This is a genomic window from Sulfuricella sp. T08, assembly GCF_000971475.1.
GTDB lineage: Bacteria > Pseudomonadota > Gammaproteobacteria > Burkholderiales > Sulfuricellaceae > Sulfuricella.
Window position 1 is genome coordinate 15,275 of the sequence record NZ_DF967591.1, and the last position, 14,155, is coordinate 29,429.

The 14,155-nt window shown below is 53.4% G+C and carries 10 protein-coding genes and 4 pseudogenes; 6 read left to right on the forward strand and 8 right to left on the reverse strand.

What is annotated here, in order from left to right; genetic code table 11:
• Positions 1-230: 230 nt before the first annotated feature.
• Positions 231-605 carry a hypothetical protein gene (locus SCT_RS16475; protein ID WP_059425123.1) on the reverse strand — a complete coding sequence of 125 codons (375 nt, stop codon included), beginning with the start codon at positions 603-605 and terminating at the stop codon, positions 231-233.
• A 226-nt stretch (positions 606-831) separates the two neighbouring features.
• Here SCT_RS16475 and SCT_RS16480 point away from each other — a divergent pair.
• A pseudogene (locus tag SCT_RS16480) lies at positions 832-1,287 on the forward strand (arsenic resistance protein); the annotation flags it as partial.
• Positions 1,288-1,610: 323 nt separating this feature from the next.
• Positions 1,611-2,386, forward strand: a pseudogene (locus SCT_RS16915) (IS5 family transposase).
• 133 nt (positions 2,387-2,519) lie between these two features.
• Here SCT_RS16915 and SCT_RS16495 read toward each other — a convergent pair.
• The 3 genes and pseudogenes from SCT_RS16495 to SCT_RS16505 form a co-directional block, all read right to left on the reverse strand.
• Positions 2,520-2,993: a hypothetical protein gene (locus SCT_RS16495; RefSeq protein WP_144408313.1), complete on the reverse strand. Its 474-nt coding sequence runs from the start codon at positions 2,991-2,993 to the stop codon at positions 2,520-2,522.
• Positions 2,994-3,367: 374 nt separating this feature from the next.
• Positions 3,368-3,604, reverse strand: coding sequence for a hypothetical protein (locus tag SCT_RS16500; RefSeq protein WP_059425127.1), 237 nt, complete (start codon positions 3,602-3,604; stop codon positions 3,368-3,370).
• Between the two features lie 169 nt (positions 3,605-3,773).
• A pseudogene (locus SCT_RS16505) lies at positions 3,774-4,160 on the reverse strand (response regulator); the annotation flags it as partial.
• A 728-nt stretch (positions 4,161-4,888) separates the two neighbouring features.
• Here SCT_RS16505 and SCT_RS17780 point away from each other — a divergent pair.
• Positions 4,889-5,443 (forward strand): annotated as a pseudogene (locus SCT_RS17780) (UDP-2,3-diacylglucosamine diphosphatase); the annotation flags it as partial.
• Entirely contained in the window at positions 5,440-6,630 is a 1,191-nt protein-coding gene (locus SCT_RS16515; protein ID WP_059425129.1) for a glycosyltransferase, read from the forward strand. The pseudogene SCT_RS17780 and the gene SCT_RS16515, both read left to right, overlap by 4 nt.
• A gap of 117 nt (positions 6,631-6,747) precedes the next feature.
• On the opposite strand, the gene SCT_RS16520 is transcribed toward SCT_RS16515, so the two are convergent.
• From SCT_RS16520 to SCT_RS16530, 3 genes are read right to left on the reverse strand one after another with little or no spacing between them, the layout of a single operon-like run.
• Positions 6,748-8,307, reverse strand: a complete 1,560-nt coding sequence (locus SCT_RS16520) for a CYTH and CHAD domain-containing protein (protein ID WP_059425130.1) — start codon at positions 8,305-8,307, stop codon at positions 6,748-6,750.
• A gap of 17 nt (positions 8,308-8,324) precedes the next feature.
• Positions 8,325-8,948 (reverse strand): ParA family protein, encoded by a 624-nt coding sequence (locus SCT_RS16525; protein WP_059425131.1) that lies wholly within the window; start codon positions 8,946-8,948, stop codon positions 8,325-8,327.
• Positions 8,945-9,397, reverse strand: coding sequence for a histidine phosphatase family protein (locus SCT_RS16530; protein ID WP_059425132.1), 453 nt, complete (start codon positions 9,395-9,397; stop codon positions 8,945-8,947). The genes SCT_RS16525 and SCT_RS16530 overlap by 4 nt, the downstream gene beginning before the upstream one ends.
• Positions 9,398-9,499: 102 nt before the next feature.
• Here SCT_RS16530 and SCT_RS16535 point away from each other — a divergent pair, with 102 nt between their 5' ends.
• Together SCT_RS16535 and SCT_RS16540 are read left to right on the forward strand one after the other, a co-directional pair.
• Entirely contained in the window at positions 9,500-10,756 is a 1,257-nt protein-coding gene (locus SCT_RS16535) for an MgtC/SapB family protein (RefSeq protein ID WP_059425133.1), read from the forward strand.
• Positions 10,757-11,548: 792 nt separating this feature from the next.
• Positions 11,549-12,898, forward strand: a complete 1,350-nt coding sequence (locus SCT_RS16540) for a magnesium and cobalt transport protein CorA (protein WP_059425134.1) — start codon at positions 11,549-11,551, stop codon at positions 12,896-12,898.
• 204 nt (positions 12,899-13,102) lie between these two features.
• On the opposite strand, the gene SCT_RS16545 is transcribed toward SCT_RS16540, so the two are convergent.
• Positions 13,103-13,669 carry an SRPBCC family protein gene (locus SCT_RS16545; protein WP_144408314.1) on the reverse strand — a complete coding sequence of 189 codons (567 nt, stop codon included), beginning with the start codon at positions 13,667-13,669 and terminating at the stop codon, positions 13,103-13,105.
• Between the last annotated feature and the right edge of the window lie 486 nt (positions 13,670-14,155).

The following is a 14,155-nucleotide window of genomic DNA, read 5'->3' on the forward strand; positions in this document are numbered from 1 at the left end:
AGAGTTCCGCGCCGTAGCCATTTCCGGGGGGATTAAACGTTGGTTGCATGGCTAATGCTCCTTGAGGTTATGAACTCGCGCATACTTTCGGCCTATGAATTGTGGTGTTGATGCATAAACAAGTAATCGCCGGCACCAGGAGGACATGTGGGAAACTTAACAGTTAATCAAGAGACCCATTGGTCCGGACGTATATTAATATGAGACGATCGGGATCAAAAGAAGATGCGCTATTCCAGGTAGCTGCGCAGATTAATATACAGGCTGTTGCCCGAGATTTTCTTGGCTTCTGCTGCTACGGTGGACACTTCCATATGGGAGCTGAACACCCCCGGCCCGACTTTGACAGCACCAATAGAAAGCGAGGTGAGTGCGTTGAATTCCTTCTCGCCACGCCGATTTTCCATCACGTAGCCACCGCGTTCGTTGTCGCTGACGCTAAAAAACGAAATGACGGTTGTACCGAATTTTTCCAGCCCACTGCGGCAGCGCTCTTCCCAATCCGGGCTGCAAAACAGGGTGATAAAGTCGTCGCCGCCGATGTGGCCGAGAAAATCCAGTTCCGGGTCGCAAATCTCGGCGAGTAGTGCAGAGTTTCTTTCCATACAATTCGCGGCGATAAGGTCTGGCAAACCGGTCGATCATAATGGTGCGGCTGATCAGGCCGATCGGCACACCATCTTTTACGATGGCTACATCCTCAAGTTGCGGATTCGTTTCGAAGGCATGAAAAACTTCTGAGTTGAGGCTGTCTGATAAAAAGAATGACGGTTTAATCAGCAGCTTGCGCTCGACCAAGCTGACGCGCTCGTTGCTGGATACGGAGTCCCCATCCTCGCACAGCTCTGGCGCAAAAACCTGCTTGCCAAAGGCCAGGCAGCCTTCGACGCGACTATGGAAAAGATCGGTCCATGGTCAATCTCGGCACTGCTGGCGACGCTGGTCTTGCTCTTCGCCTTCCAAGGTGAGGCGTTTCTGCGCCAGCCGCTTGTCATCGCGTTATTAGCAGTTCCTATCCTGATTCAGGTTTTCTTTAATTCGGCGCTGGCCTACTGGCTCAACCGCGTAGTCGGTGAGAAACACAATGTCGCCTGTCCATCTGCCCTCATTGGTGCCTCGAACTTCTTCGAGCTGGCCGTGGCTGCTGCCATCAGTCTCTTTGGTTTAGAATCTGGTGCTGCACTGGCGACGGTAGTCGGCGTTCTTATCGAAGTGCCTGTGATGCTGCTGGTAGTCAAGGTGGTGAATCGTTCCAAGGGGTGGTACGAGGCTGGCCTGACAAATTAGCAAAATGATCTCGAGTCTTGGGAAGAGCCGGGAATATTCAAAACGAGGGGGCAGTGACTGGCTGAATTGATACAAACCGGCCTTTAGTAAATACGTCAGTCTTCCCGAAAAAAGTGGAATCCAATGTTCTAGCTAACGGAGTTGCGCTGCTTTATGGGGCAGCGCAACTGTATCCCATGCAGTATCACGAAAGGTGCACAAGAATACTGGCGAACAAGTTGCCGACAATGCAAGTTACGCCCGCAGTTCTCTTCTAAGAAGCTGTTTTAAAAAATCCGAATTATTGCCGCTAAAGGGTTACACCCACTTCAAGAGGAGCGGTTATGTACCCAACGGATTTAAACGAATCGCAATTGGAGTTGCTGCAAACATATCTGATCAAACCCCTGCCTGATAAGGCAGAGCGAGGCCGGCCAACAAAACAGGAATTCCGGCGAGAGGTTAATGCGATACTGTACGTGGTCAAGACGGGTTGCCAATGGCGCATGCTGCCCAAAGAGTTTCCGCCCTGGCAAAGCGTGTATGGATACTTCCGCCGCTGGCGCTTGGACGGCACTTGGGATCGCGTGATGCATGCCTTGCGTGAGCAGGCGAGAAGCCAGTCGGGGCGAAATGCCGACCCGACAGTGGCAATTGTGGATTCGCGGTCAGTCAAGACTGCATCAAAAGGGGGCAGCGCGGTTTCGATGCGGGCAAAAAGATCAAAGGGCGTAAACAGCACATTGCGGTAGACACGATGGGGTTTCTGCTGGCGGTTGTGGTGCATTCTGCCGGGATTCAGGACCGCGTGGGCGCCAGAGCTGTGCTGATTCGCTTGTTTGCCTTGCTGAATACTGTTCAGGCCGTGTTTGTGGATGGCGGGTACAGCGGCAAACTGATTGACTGGAGCTATGACATGTTCGGCTGGCTGGTCACGGTGGTCAAACGTACTGAAGCGCACCGCTTCGCAGTGCTGCCTAAACGGTGGATTGTGGAGCGCACTTTCGCATGGCTGACCAACTCCCGCCGTCTGGTGCGAGACTATGAAGTCAGCCCCAAACAGGCTGAGGCAATGATCAAAGTGGCGATGATTCATCTGCTGCTAAAACGCCTCGCGTGATTTTTTAAAACAGCTTCTAAGAGGTTGCCTTTTTCAGGGCGCAAGAGCTATAAGGAAAGTGACACGAATTGGTATCGCCCCGGTTTTTCATTTTAGGGGAGCCGAGGCTGTCTGGCTATTCTGGAAATCAATCTTACTTCTGCCCTTTGGGTGGGCGTCCGGTCTTGATGACTTCCAAGGACTGCAAGGCTGCCGAGACGGCAGCATCACTCTGCGCGGCGAAGCCGATGACGGCCGCTCGTAGCACCTCACTCTTCTTCACGGCCAATCCCTTGGCAACACAACGCTTTTTCACCGCGGCGATCAAGTCGTACTCGGCCTTGGGCATGGTGAAGCTATCCCGAACCTGCTTGGCTTTCTTTGGCTTGACCTTCTTGTCGGTCTTTCCGGCATCTCCTTTCTTAGCGGTTTCCTGATTGGTAGCCGCTTTTCCGGTATTCGCGGCAGCTTTATTCGGCGCTTTGGCAGCGTGCTTCACCGCGGGCTTGGAGGTGGGTTTTGCCGTGGTTTTTGCGTCTGAAGTTGATGATTTTGGTGTGGCAGTGCTGGCGGCAGTCTTGGCTGCATCACTATTTTGTTCAGTATCCGAAGCGGAGATGTTGGTCATGGCAAGTCCTTTAATCATTATAAACAATATAAAAAGTATATATGATTAATCAAGTTTATCAAGCACCAATTTAAACCAACAAAATGACTTAAGCACAACTATGCTGTAGCGACAGACGGATTAAATTGCACTACCGCTTCATGCAATGTTTTGGAAGTCTGTGCCAAGTCCAGCATGGAATTGCGCGCCCGTTCAATACACTGAAAATGATCTCGCGGTAGAATTCGAAGGGGCGCGGACCAGGGTTTGGCCTTGAGCCATTTGTAGAGCAGCTGCCCTACCCCAATTAGAAGTACCAACGGCATCATTGAGAAATCCAAGCCATTATCCATGATGCCTGTTGGCTGAACAAAGAAACCGAACCAGATTAATTCCTACGTGGTCACGATTTTCAGGATGCGTTCCGTGGTTTTGGAGTAACAGTCCAGCCGCCAGTCTTTCATGATGTTAAGGGCGAGTTCAAAGTCGTCATAGCTTAGCTCGTAGATTTCCGAGAGATTGAAATTTTCATGCAGGCACAGGGATTTCACCAGCCGTATCAGCACCAGATTGGCCGGGTCGTCCTTATGGATGCCAAGAAGGCGCTTTTCAAGTTTTTTCAGGTTTCTCATGATGATCTCTCACGTGGAGTGTGCAAAATATTCTTGTCTGGCGCAACCCGTTACCTTACCAATGCAGCGGTTCATCAGCTATACGCTGTTCTAGCTGACCACAGACAGTCCAAACTCGGCACAGCTTGGCTTAGACGAAACCGCTGGGTTGGGAGGGCTAGTCGCAAGCGTCTGATAGCTGCTCACGCCTGTGCAAGACGGTCTTGATCCGGGTAATCAACTCGCGCGGGCTGAAAGGCTTGCAGATGTAATCATCGGCACCAGCTTCGAGGCCAGTAATTTTGTCCTGTAGGTCGCTGCGCGCGCTGAGCATTATGATCGGCACATTCCGTGTCAGCAGGTTGTTCTTGACGTGTCGGGCAAATTCAATTCCGCTCATCCCGGGCAGTTGCCAGTCGAGCAGAATCAGGTCTGGTCGAGCCTCGTTCAGCAGGCTCAGCGCCTCCTCGGCGCTGGTTGCAACGAGTTGGTTATGTCCTGCTAATTGCAGGTTAACGCTAATTAATTCCTGAATCGCCGATTCGTCTTCGATTACTAGAATCGTCGAGGGTGTCACCTGTTCGCTCCCTGAGAGCTTTAGGCCTTGGTGGATGGTCGGCCTAGGTTTAATGGATGGCTGATCATTTTGTTCCTTGTGTGTTACAGCATGATGACAAGGATGATTCGGGTAAGAATAGCTGCCGGCGTCTACTGTACCTGGTGTTCGTGGCAGGAGACCCTTTTCGCCACTCCCGCCGTAGGTAATTTTATCTGGTAACACAACCCTTAAGTTGAGCGGTATAGAAATTACCCTCGCCTAAGGTAATCGGCACTCTTTTTCATTTCGTGATATTCCATATAACACCAGCGCTGCTTCACATGTAACACGCCTGTAACATATATTTCATATTATTCCTCCAACTGATACAAGGAAAGGTACTCTTCTGAAGCCGGTGAATTCGCGGGAAAATTATATCAGTTCGAAAAATCACAGAATTATTTCTGGCTCGATTTCCATCATTGGCGTTTCGCTATATGCGGGTGCATCTTCTCTTGTACGGAATGATGTGTGATGGCAGCCAAGTGCGTTCAATCTTTATTTCTGACGTGCATCTCGGCACCCGCGCTTGTCAGGCGGACCGCCTGGTAGATTTCCTGCGTGAGCATCCTTCTGAGTATCTGTTTATGCTCGGGGATATTGTTGATTTCTGGTCGATGAGCCGGGGAGGAATTTACTGGTCCCCTGCGCAGAATACTGTAGTGCAATAGATTCTGTGAAAAGCACGGCATGGGACGAAGGTTTTCTTTATTCCAGGCAACCATGACGAGGCACTGCGTGAATATATCGGTACCTCTTTTGGGGATATGCAGGTGGAGTGTGAATATGTTCACACGACTGCTGATGCCAAGCGTTATCTATTGTTGCATGGCGACGAATTTGATCATGTGACCCGCTACCACAAATGGGTTGCCATGTTAGGCGACATTTCCTACAACTTCCTGGTTCGTCTCAACGTCTGGCTTTCTTGGGTAAGGAGGAGATTGCGGCGGCCCGGATATTGGTCGCTTGCCGGTTACGCTAAGCGCAAAGTCAAGACAGCCATTAGCTTTATTTTCGATTTTGAGAATTCGGTCATACACCATGTCCGTGAACGCGAGCTGGACGGCGTGATTTGCGGGCATATCCACTGGGCGGCAGTAAAAGAAGTGGATGGGGTTTCATACCTAAACTGCGGCGACTGGGTGGACAGTTGTACCGCTATTGTTGAACACCTGGACGGACGTTTGGAACTAATCATTTGGGATGGCAATTTGGTAAAGACACAGTCAAATCAGCAGCTAGATGGAGAAAAAAGATGAATATTCTTTTCGTGTCTGATGTCTACTTCCCTCGTATCAATGGTGTCTCCACATCTATCAGGACGTTGCGGCGCGAACTGGTGAAACTTGGCCACCAAGTGCACTTGATTGCGCCTGATTACCAGATGCCCAGCGATGAGGAAAGCTGGATCACCAGATTACCCTCGCGTTATCTGTTTCTTGATCCAGAAGACCGGATGATGAAAATTAGGCACGCGAGAAAAAAGCTGGAGTCCTTACGTGCCGGCCGATTTGATCTCATCCATGTCCATACGCCTTTTGTTGCGCATTATTTCGGTAAATGGCTATCAAAAGAGCTGGACGTGCCGTGCATAGAGACTTACCACACCTATTTTGAAGGCTATTTGCATTACTACGTGCCATTCTTGCCGCGCTGGCTGTCGGTTCCTGTTGTACGAAGAATATCCCGCAGACAGTGCCATCAAGTGGATGGAATCGTGCTTCCGTCGCAACACATTCTTGACATACTGCGGCAGTACGGAGTGCAAAGTCCTTCAGCCGTGATCCCTACCGGAATTGAACCAGAACGTTTTATGGCTGGAGATGGTCTAGGTTTCCGTGCGCGCTTTGGCATCCCGGCCCAGCGTTCCATAATGCTGTATGTAGGGCGTGTAGCCCACGAAAAAAATATCGGATTCCTTCTCCAAATGACCGCCAAGGTTAAACGCGAAATCCCGGATGTATTGCTGTGCATTGCAGGTGAGGGCCCGGCTCTGAAGCATTTGCGTATCGAGTCTGATCGGCTCGGGCTAAGTGGCAATGTTCAGTTTGTCGGTTATCTGGACCGTGTAACTGAGCTCAATGACTGTTATCGTGCGGCTGATGTCTTCGTCTTTGCTTCCCGTACCGAGACGCAAGGGCTGGTGCTGCTAGAGGCAATGGCGCAGGGAACGCCAGTTGTTTCTACAGCGGAATTGGGCACCAAATCCGTGTTGGAGAATGGAATAGGCGCGGCTGTAGTTCGGGAGGATGTGAATGCTTTTTCAGCCAAGGCGATTGAGCTGTTGCGCAACCAGACCTACCGACGCGATTTGGGTGCGCGTGGCCAACACTACGCGCAGCAATGGTCGGCCGAATCCATGGCGCAAAGGATGCTGGACTTTTATCAGGAAATTATTGTTAAAAAAGAACAACCATTTTTGCAACGCTGCAACCAGCTGGCCTGACATTTTTTTGGCTGACAGTCTCGCCCCGGTCGGCACCGTTAACACCTCCGATCAAAATGATGGCCTGAAGGTTCGCAGCCTTCACCAGGTTGATTTTGTGGACGAGCTTGGCTGGGTTCAAACATTATTTTTCTCGTCCCAAAAAACCCTGCATTGATTGAAGCGCTTCCACACCTGTGCCATATCAGCAAGCTGGAGGACGGTTTTGCAGACAATCCAACCGGTAATTACGCCGATAGCGTGATACCGTAATAAATCGCGGTGGCCCGCTCTGATCTGTTCGAGCAGCTGCCCGGTGACGGCTTGATCATTGAGTACGCCGAGATCGTCCTGCAAATCCGCAAGCGCTTGCAAATACCTCCTCGAAGCTTTGCGCGAATAAAGCCCGGAGAAGAAATCCGCAGCATAGCGCAGCTTCTTGGCGTCGATCCGCAGCGCATGGCGCTGTTCCGCATTCAGTTGAGCAAGGTTGCGGCCGCGCCGGCGCAACTGGCGATGGCGCCGCCCCAGCATGGCCGCGGCGAAAGTCGCCAGCGGCTGATCCAGTTGCGCCAGCTCTGCCGCTTCCGCCGTTTCCCGCCAGGGCTCCCGTCCAAGCCAGCGGCCCAGTGTCAGCAGCAAACTGTGGTAGCGCGGCGAAGCTGCTGCCGCGCACGCCCGTTCGCGTGCCGCCTGGCAAAGCCGGTCGGCTGCCTGTTTTAGCCGCGCCAGTCCTGCGTCCTGAGGCAGCACCTCGACAACCGGTGGCAGCGTTTCGCTGAGAAACACATCCCAGTCCCTCGCAGGGCCGAGTTCACCGACCAGCCAGCGCAGCTCCGCAGTCAACGTGGCGTCCTTGATGCCGGGCGCGGCAGTACCAAACAGGTTGAGCGCGGAGCGCAGACGCCTGATCGCCACCCGCATCTGGTGGATAAGCTCGGGATCGTAGCCTTGTAATAGACGACTCTGGTTATCCTGCAACTGGCCGATGCAATTCCAGGCGATCACGCGGAACGCTGCGTCCACCGTCATCTCCCGCGCCAGTTCTGGGAGCGTGGCCTTGACCGCTGGCCGGGGGAGTGGCGCGGCGCACAAGGCATATCCGCGCTCGGCCTTGCTGGCATTCTCGGGACGCAGCGGCACGGCTTCCTGTAGTGCCAGCGCCAGCTCGTAAAGCACCGCCGGGTTACCAACCTTCAGTTCCAATTCCACTTCACAGATAGTCGCACTGCTCTGGTCGGAACGGATTTCACCCTGATCCAGCGCCATCTCGACCTGATCGCCATCTTCTGTTTTCAGCAGCCAGACAGTGCGGTTGAACTCGGTCACGAATACGGAATGCAGACGCTGGCGCAGATCGTCACTGGCGAATAGCCGGATCAAGCCAGGATCGACGATCTTGGTAAAGTCCGGTGTACTGTGAGCCACCGACTCCTCCCATTCATCACGCTGGTGCAGCCCGGCCTGCACGCTGCCGCCGCCCTTGACGGTCTGGATCCACTGCCGGCCGCTGCGGCGCACACGCAGCGCGATATCCTGGTTCTTCAGAACAAAATCATCGGTATCGAAGTAGATGCTGGTGAGCTTGCGGGTCTTCGGCCCGGACGGGCATAGTGCCTTGAGCAGGGGATGGCGCCGCAACCTGGGAATATCTGCGGGATCGATCAGGAGCTTGAGTTCAACTTCGGTGTTGTCCATAGTTCAGCCATCAGCCATTATTCTTCCAGCCAGTCCAGCAGCGACTGCCACTGCTCCATCTCCCTGACGATCCGCGACGGCGCCATATCGAACAGGCTCAAACCCTCGCCGGCAGCCTGAACGTAAATTTGTGCATCGCGCAGCAAGGTGAGCACGGGGAAACCGACTTCATCGAGGAACGCGGAGAGATCAGCTGCTGCGCGGGTGCGCGCATCCACGCGCATACCGATCATCGCCACTTCGATTTTCTCCTTGCGAACCGATTTCTCTGCGCGCAGTTCTTCTAGAAAAATCCGCGTTGCTTCCATGTCGAATGAGGACGGCTGCACCGGCACGATCACGCGCTCGGCGCGCTTGAGCGCATTGGTCAGCTTGTCGCCGTGCATGCCTGCGGGGGAATCCACCACCAGCCAGTCCGGCCTGGTTTCGCCCATGGATTTCTTGTCGAGCTGACTATTCCAGCCGTGTATGGTGGGCAGAAATTCCGGCCGGCGCCCCAGCCAGTCGCTGGCGGAACGCTGGCGGTCGAGATCGACCAGAAGCACGCGACCACCCCTGCTGGCCAGATAACCGGCCAGATTGGTCGCCAGCGTGCTTTTACCGCTGCCTCCCTTGGGATTGGCGATCAGGATGGTTTTCATAGAAATTCAGGCGACATCACCGTCTTCAGGATGGTTTGGGTCTCATCCAGGCGGGTACGGTTCGTAAACCACCATACACCGCCCTTTTTTACGCTCCAGCTATTTTGCGTATTGCTGAGCAGATAGGCGGCCACCTGACCCAGCGTCGGCTGATGGCCCACCACAACCACCGCTCCCTTGGCATCCGGCCAACCGGCGGCGCCCAAAAGGGCCGCCACGGATGCGCCGGGCCCCACCTCCTTGACGACGATCCCATCCCGCGTCAGCGCCGCAGCGGTCTGACGGGTACGCGTGGTCGGACTGACGATAATCCGCACTTTCTCCGGCAGGTGCGCTTTCAACCACGCCGCCATCTTCGCTGCTTGCCGTTCGCCCTTGTCGGTCAGCTTGCGCCCCTGGTCGGGGAATCCATCCTCGGCCTCGGCATGCCGCCACAGAATCAAATCCATACTCACATTCCATTTATAGCCAATCGATTCCAAAGTATAGGATACTGGGCAAAACCGGGCTATCACACTGCCGGAATTTTTTGCAATGGAAAGGGCAAACCGATGACCCCTTTGCCGCAAGGCGGCCTCGAATCTTTGCAGGTTTTCATCACCAGCCTTGCCATCGGCTTGCTGATCGGCATGGAACGGGAGCGCAGCCCGGCAGCCAAGGCCGGCCTGCGCACCTTTGCCCTGGTGGCGCTGTTCGGCACACTGTGCGCCATGCTCGCCGCCACGACCGGTTTCATGTGGCTGCTGGCGGTCGGTCTCGCTGCGGTGGCCATCCTGATCGTGTCCGCCTATTTCGGCGCGCCCTCCGCCGAAGGCGACCCCGGCACCACGACCGAAATCGCCCTGCTGGTGTGTTACGGACTAGGTGCGCTGATTTGGTTCGGCTTCTCCATGCTGGCTATCATGCTCGCCATTGCCACTACCGTGCTGCTTTATTTCAAGCCGGAGCTGCGCGGCATCACTCAGCGCCTGGAGCGGCGCGACCTGCTCTCCATTTTGCAGTTCGCCGTGCTGTCCTTCGTCATTCTGCCTATCCTGCCGGACCAGAGCTACGGCCCTTACCAGGCGCTCAACCCCTACAACATCTGGCTGATGGTGGTGCTGATATCCGGCATCAGCCTTGCCGGCTACATCGCGCTGCGCTTGATTGGGCCGCGCTACGGCGCCCCCTTGCTCGGCCTCATGGGCGGCCTGGTGTCCAGCACTGCCACCACCCTGATTTACGCGCGCCACGGCAAAATCAATGAAGACCTGTCCAGGCTAGCGGCGCTGGTAATCCTGCTCGCCAACCTGGTGGTGATCGTCCGCCTCGGCGTGGTGAGCGCGGTGGTGGCGCCGGCGATCCTGCCCACCTTGCTGCCGGTCCTGGGCAGCGGACTGGCCCTGGGTCTGCTCGCCACCGCACACGGTTGGCGCCAGCTAAGCACAGGAAAAGAGCTCCCCATGCCGGAGATAAAAAATCCCTCCGAAATCCGCACTTCGCTGACCTTCGGACTGCTCTATGCGGCCGTGCTGTTTTTCTCCGCCTGGCTCTCCGATTATGCCGGCAGCAAGGGGCTTTATGCAGTCGCAGTGGCTTCTGGGCTTACCGACGTGGATGCCATCACCCTTTCCAGCCTGCGACTGTTCTCCCTCGACCGGCTACAGGCGGATCAGACGGTCACCGCCATTACCCTGGCCCTGATCGCGAACCTGTTCTTCAAATTCGGCCTGGTAGCCTTCATCGGTGGCGCCACCCTGGCACGTCGCTGTTTATGGGGTATGTTGGCAATCGCACTGGGAGCGGGAATTACTTTGTTAGTAGTGTAAAAAAACAATTTTTCCGCAGATACAATTTCGAGGTGTGCCACTTTTCATTGTCGACCTGATTGAATCGATAAGCCCCAACTTAATTTTGCCGGTGATAACTCCCCGATAGACTTCCACCACTGGAAATTCCCCTGGTGTCGGCCAACAACTGGTGCGGTAAATTCCGGGCGGCGACTCTTGGCAGCGATCTTACGGACGCCTGACCAAGGGAAAGCCCCATCTGTTCTAGTTACGATCCATTCTTATAGAATACCCCTAATAAACTTCCGATCGGATGATGGTAGGAAGATATTGACAATTAACGGTTTCGGTTTCATGCCTAAACAGGTTGGAAAAATCCATGGCTATTCCTTAATTATTTATTGTGAACATTTGGAAAATTTATACACCAGCATAAACGCTTGCCAGCTTATCGACAACCCAGTCTATAATGCTGACCGCGGACTGGAGAACGTGTTATGGAGTGCGGCTGCACTTGGAAGATTACGCCCTAATTGGTGGGTTCTAGTGCCTGTAAGGAGTAGTTGTTCATTTCGAAATTCGTTGACTGGCTGATGGATAAAAGGCTTCTTCATCCTTCTCGCCGTTGGCGTCGCGAGAAGCTGTGTCATTTTCTTGAAGCAAACCACATCTCACACCCGCTGGAATATCAATCTCTGACTGATAGCTGCACCAATGAGCGTGACCTCTCAAAGCCAGATCCTGCTCTGGGAAATAGAACTGAATAATGAAAGGTCAATAAGGCCTAAAAGGTAAAATTTGTCTAGACCTTCGTGGCAGGAGAATGCTGACATGCCAATTGAACCGACTACTGACCACCCGACCAGCCAGGAAACACTGCTTCAGCTATTGCAGAAACACAAGCTCGTCACCGGTATGCTACACAAGCAGGACATGCCACGCCATGAGTTGGTCGAGTCGCTGGTGCGCAAACAGAACTTGGCACAATTGCATCAGACGCTGGAAAAGATAGCTCCAATCGAGATCGCTCACCTTCTGGAAGACTTGCCGCCGGAAGACCAGTTGTTCATCTGGGATCAGGTAACCCAGGACAGGAAGGAAGCCGTACTGCGGGAAATGACGCTTGACGTTCTGCAAGTGCTAGGACATCGCGAGTTCAAGAAAGAGCGCTCTGGCATCAAGGCCTTTGATCTGAACGAAGGGCGCCTGCGTGAAATTTCCATCAATTCCCGTGAGGGTCTGGTCGAGTCCAAGCCCATTTGGATTGACTTGGTCGACCCATCGTTTGAAGAACGCGTCTGGTTGGGCGATTTTTTCGGCATCGATTTGCCAGACCCTGATCGCTTGGGCGACCTGGAATCAAGCGCCCGCTTCTATGTGGAGGAAAACGGCGAAATTCACCTGCATTCTGATTTTCTGCTCGACCGTGAGGACATATCCCGCAACGTGGGCGTTGCGTTCATCCTGTACAAGGACATCCTGTTCTCGGTCCGCAAGGAGGAGCTGCCCGTGTTCCGGTTGCAGCGCCTGCGCGCACTTTCTCAACCTTACTACGTTACGGATGCACGGGATGTTCTGCTGGATCTTTACGCTGCTGACGCGGAATACTCGGCCGAGGCGCTCGAAGATGTATATCGCGGCCTGGAAACCGTGGGCAAGCAAGTGCTTAGCAAGCAAATGAGCGACGAAGATGCGGCCACGATGCTGACGGCGATCGCCCATGAAGAGGTTCTGAACGGGCTGATTCGAAGGAATGTGCTGGATACTCGCCGTGCGGTTTCCTTCCTGATGCGGAGCCGCTTTCTGGTCAAACAGCAATTGGACGATGCCCAGCAAATTCTGCGCGACATCGAATCTCTTGATGGACATACCACGTTCCTGTTTGGCAAGATCAACTTTTTGATGGATGCCACGGTTGGCTTCATCAACATCAACCAGAATAAGGTGATCAAGCAACTGACGGTGCTCAGCGTGGTCTTTATGCCGCTGAACATTATTGCTGGCGTTGGCGGCATGTCGGAATTTTCGATGATGACCCAGGGAATTCCCTGGCCCATTTCTTACGGCGCCTTCACCATCGGGCTGGGTATCGTCGCCTGGATTACTTTTTTGCTGTTGCGCTTCTTTGAAAACCGCAAGTTGCGCAACACTTCGGCTGCAAGCAGCAGGACGTTGGAATGAACTGAAAGCGGCAGCTTCGGCTACTTTCGAGAAGGTTGAAGGACCGCTTAGATTGAGAACGGGCCATATAGACCGGCCGTTGCGTGCCATGACAATCAAGCCTTCGCTCCAAAGCCGCCATTAGTGCGCACCATTCCGTAGGCCGATGGCGTGATGCAACCCTGAAAAGAATGATTCTGAGTCCATTTCGGGATCGGATCCCAGTCAGTCTACGCAACTGGGTGGCAACATATCTTTGCGTTTCTCTGCCAATTCGGCGATTGCACTGAATCTGTCAATGAGGCCGTTTTTTGCAAAATGATCAATGATAGGCAAAGGAATCAGGGTGTCCGGCTCCCACAATCCCTTAAACCTGATCGTGCTGCCATGTTGATTCGGTTCGATATCCCAGGTTCCCTGAAATGTCTTCGAATCACCCGTCAGTTGTGTAAAGGCGATGCTATCAAAAGGTTTTTCCTTATACTCCATGACGGAATGGAGGCGAATATGAAAAAACAATACCTGTTCATCAGCCGTGCGTTTAACCTTGACCTTGTTGGCAGATTGGCGATATGCCAATGACTCAACCACACCGGGCAGATTTTTTGCAGCTTCATAGTCAGTCAGGTAATGGTAGGCAGCGCATTTCGTTAAGGGCGTATCGAAACTGGCAATGAGGGTGTACAAGGGGCCATCTCTTTTTACATCCACCTGCAATCCGTGGTAATGAGCATCCGACCAAGCAATATTGTTGGTCATAAATAGCAACAAGAATAAGATTGGCTTAATCATAAAGCCTTCTTATACGTAGTTTTTATGACGCGACGATGACAACTCGATTTAACCGAGCTGGAGAGCTAGCTACTCTCCTCGCCTTTAGGCAAGTGGTTTGGATTTTACTAGAATGCCGATGGCACTTCTAATGGGGGCAGGTCAGCATTCTCCCAATGGGCTTCTGTTTTCCTGGTACTGGTAAGACTGACGATCTTCCTCCTCGTCCCGAGTGCGCACCAGCGTGGCCGCTTTGTACTAGTGAGACCTACGTGATGGGCAGTGTGAGCCAAAGTTGGTCCATTCGACATGCCGCTTGCAACTCGCAATCCTTTGTCTATGCTGAATGAATGCAATCTCGAAGGAGCGCTTCGTGAAGCGGTTATTCGAGATTGACTAGGAAACCCGGGGCAATTCAAACAGGTTTTGTCCGCCATGCTTTGAAACAATGGATAAGACCCTTGTCGTAAGCATCAGAATGTCCCCTGGGAGGGCTATCATGAAACC

Coding starts and splice junctions, on each gene's coding strand:
- SCT_RS16495 (WP_144408313.1), bottom strand. CDS start 2,993: ATGACCAACATCTCCGCTTCGGATACTGAACAAAATAGTGATGCAGCC.
- SCT_RS16545 (WP_144408314.1), bottom strand. CDS start 13,669: ATGATTAAGCCAATCTTATTCTTGTTGCTATTTATGACCAACAATATT.
- SCT_RS16540 (WP_059425134.1), top strand. CDS start 11,549: ATGCCAATTGAACCGACTACTGACCACCCGACCAGCCAGGAAACACTG.
- SCT_RS16500 (WP_059425127.1), bottom strand. CDS start 3,604: ATGAGAAACCTGAAAAAACTTGAAAAGCGCCTTCTTGGCATCCATAAG.
- SCT_RS16525 (WP_059425131.1), bottom strand. CDS start 8,948: ATGAAAACCATCCTGATCGCCAATCCCAAGGGAGGCAGCGGTAAAAGC.
- SCT_RS16530 (WP_059425132.1), bottom strand. CDS start 9,397: ATGGATTTGATTCTGTGGCGGCATGCCGAGGCCGAGGATGGATTCCCC.
- SCT_RS16515 (WP_059425129.1), top strand. CDS start 5,440: ATGAATATTCTTTTCGTGTCTGATGTCTACTTCCCTCGTATCAATGGT.
- SCT_RS16535 (WP_059425133.1), top strand. CDS start 9,500: ATGACCCCTTTGCCGCAAGGCGGCCTCGAATCTTTGCAGGTTTTCATC.
- SCT_RS16520 (WP_059425130.1), bottom strand. CDS start 8,307: ATGGACAACACCGAAGTTGAACTCAAGCTCCTGATCGATCCCGCAGAT.
- SCT_RS16475 (WP_059425123.1), bottom strand. CDS start 605: ATGGAAAGAAACTCTGCACTACTCGCCGAGATTTGCGACCCGGAACTG.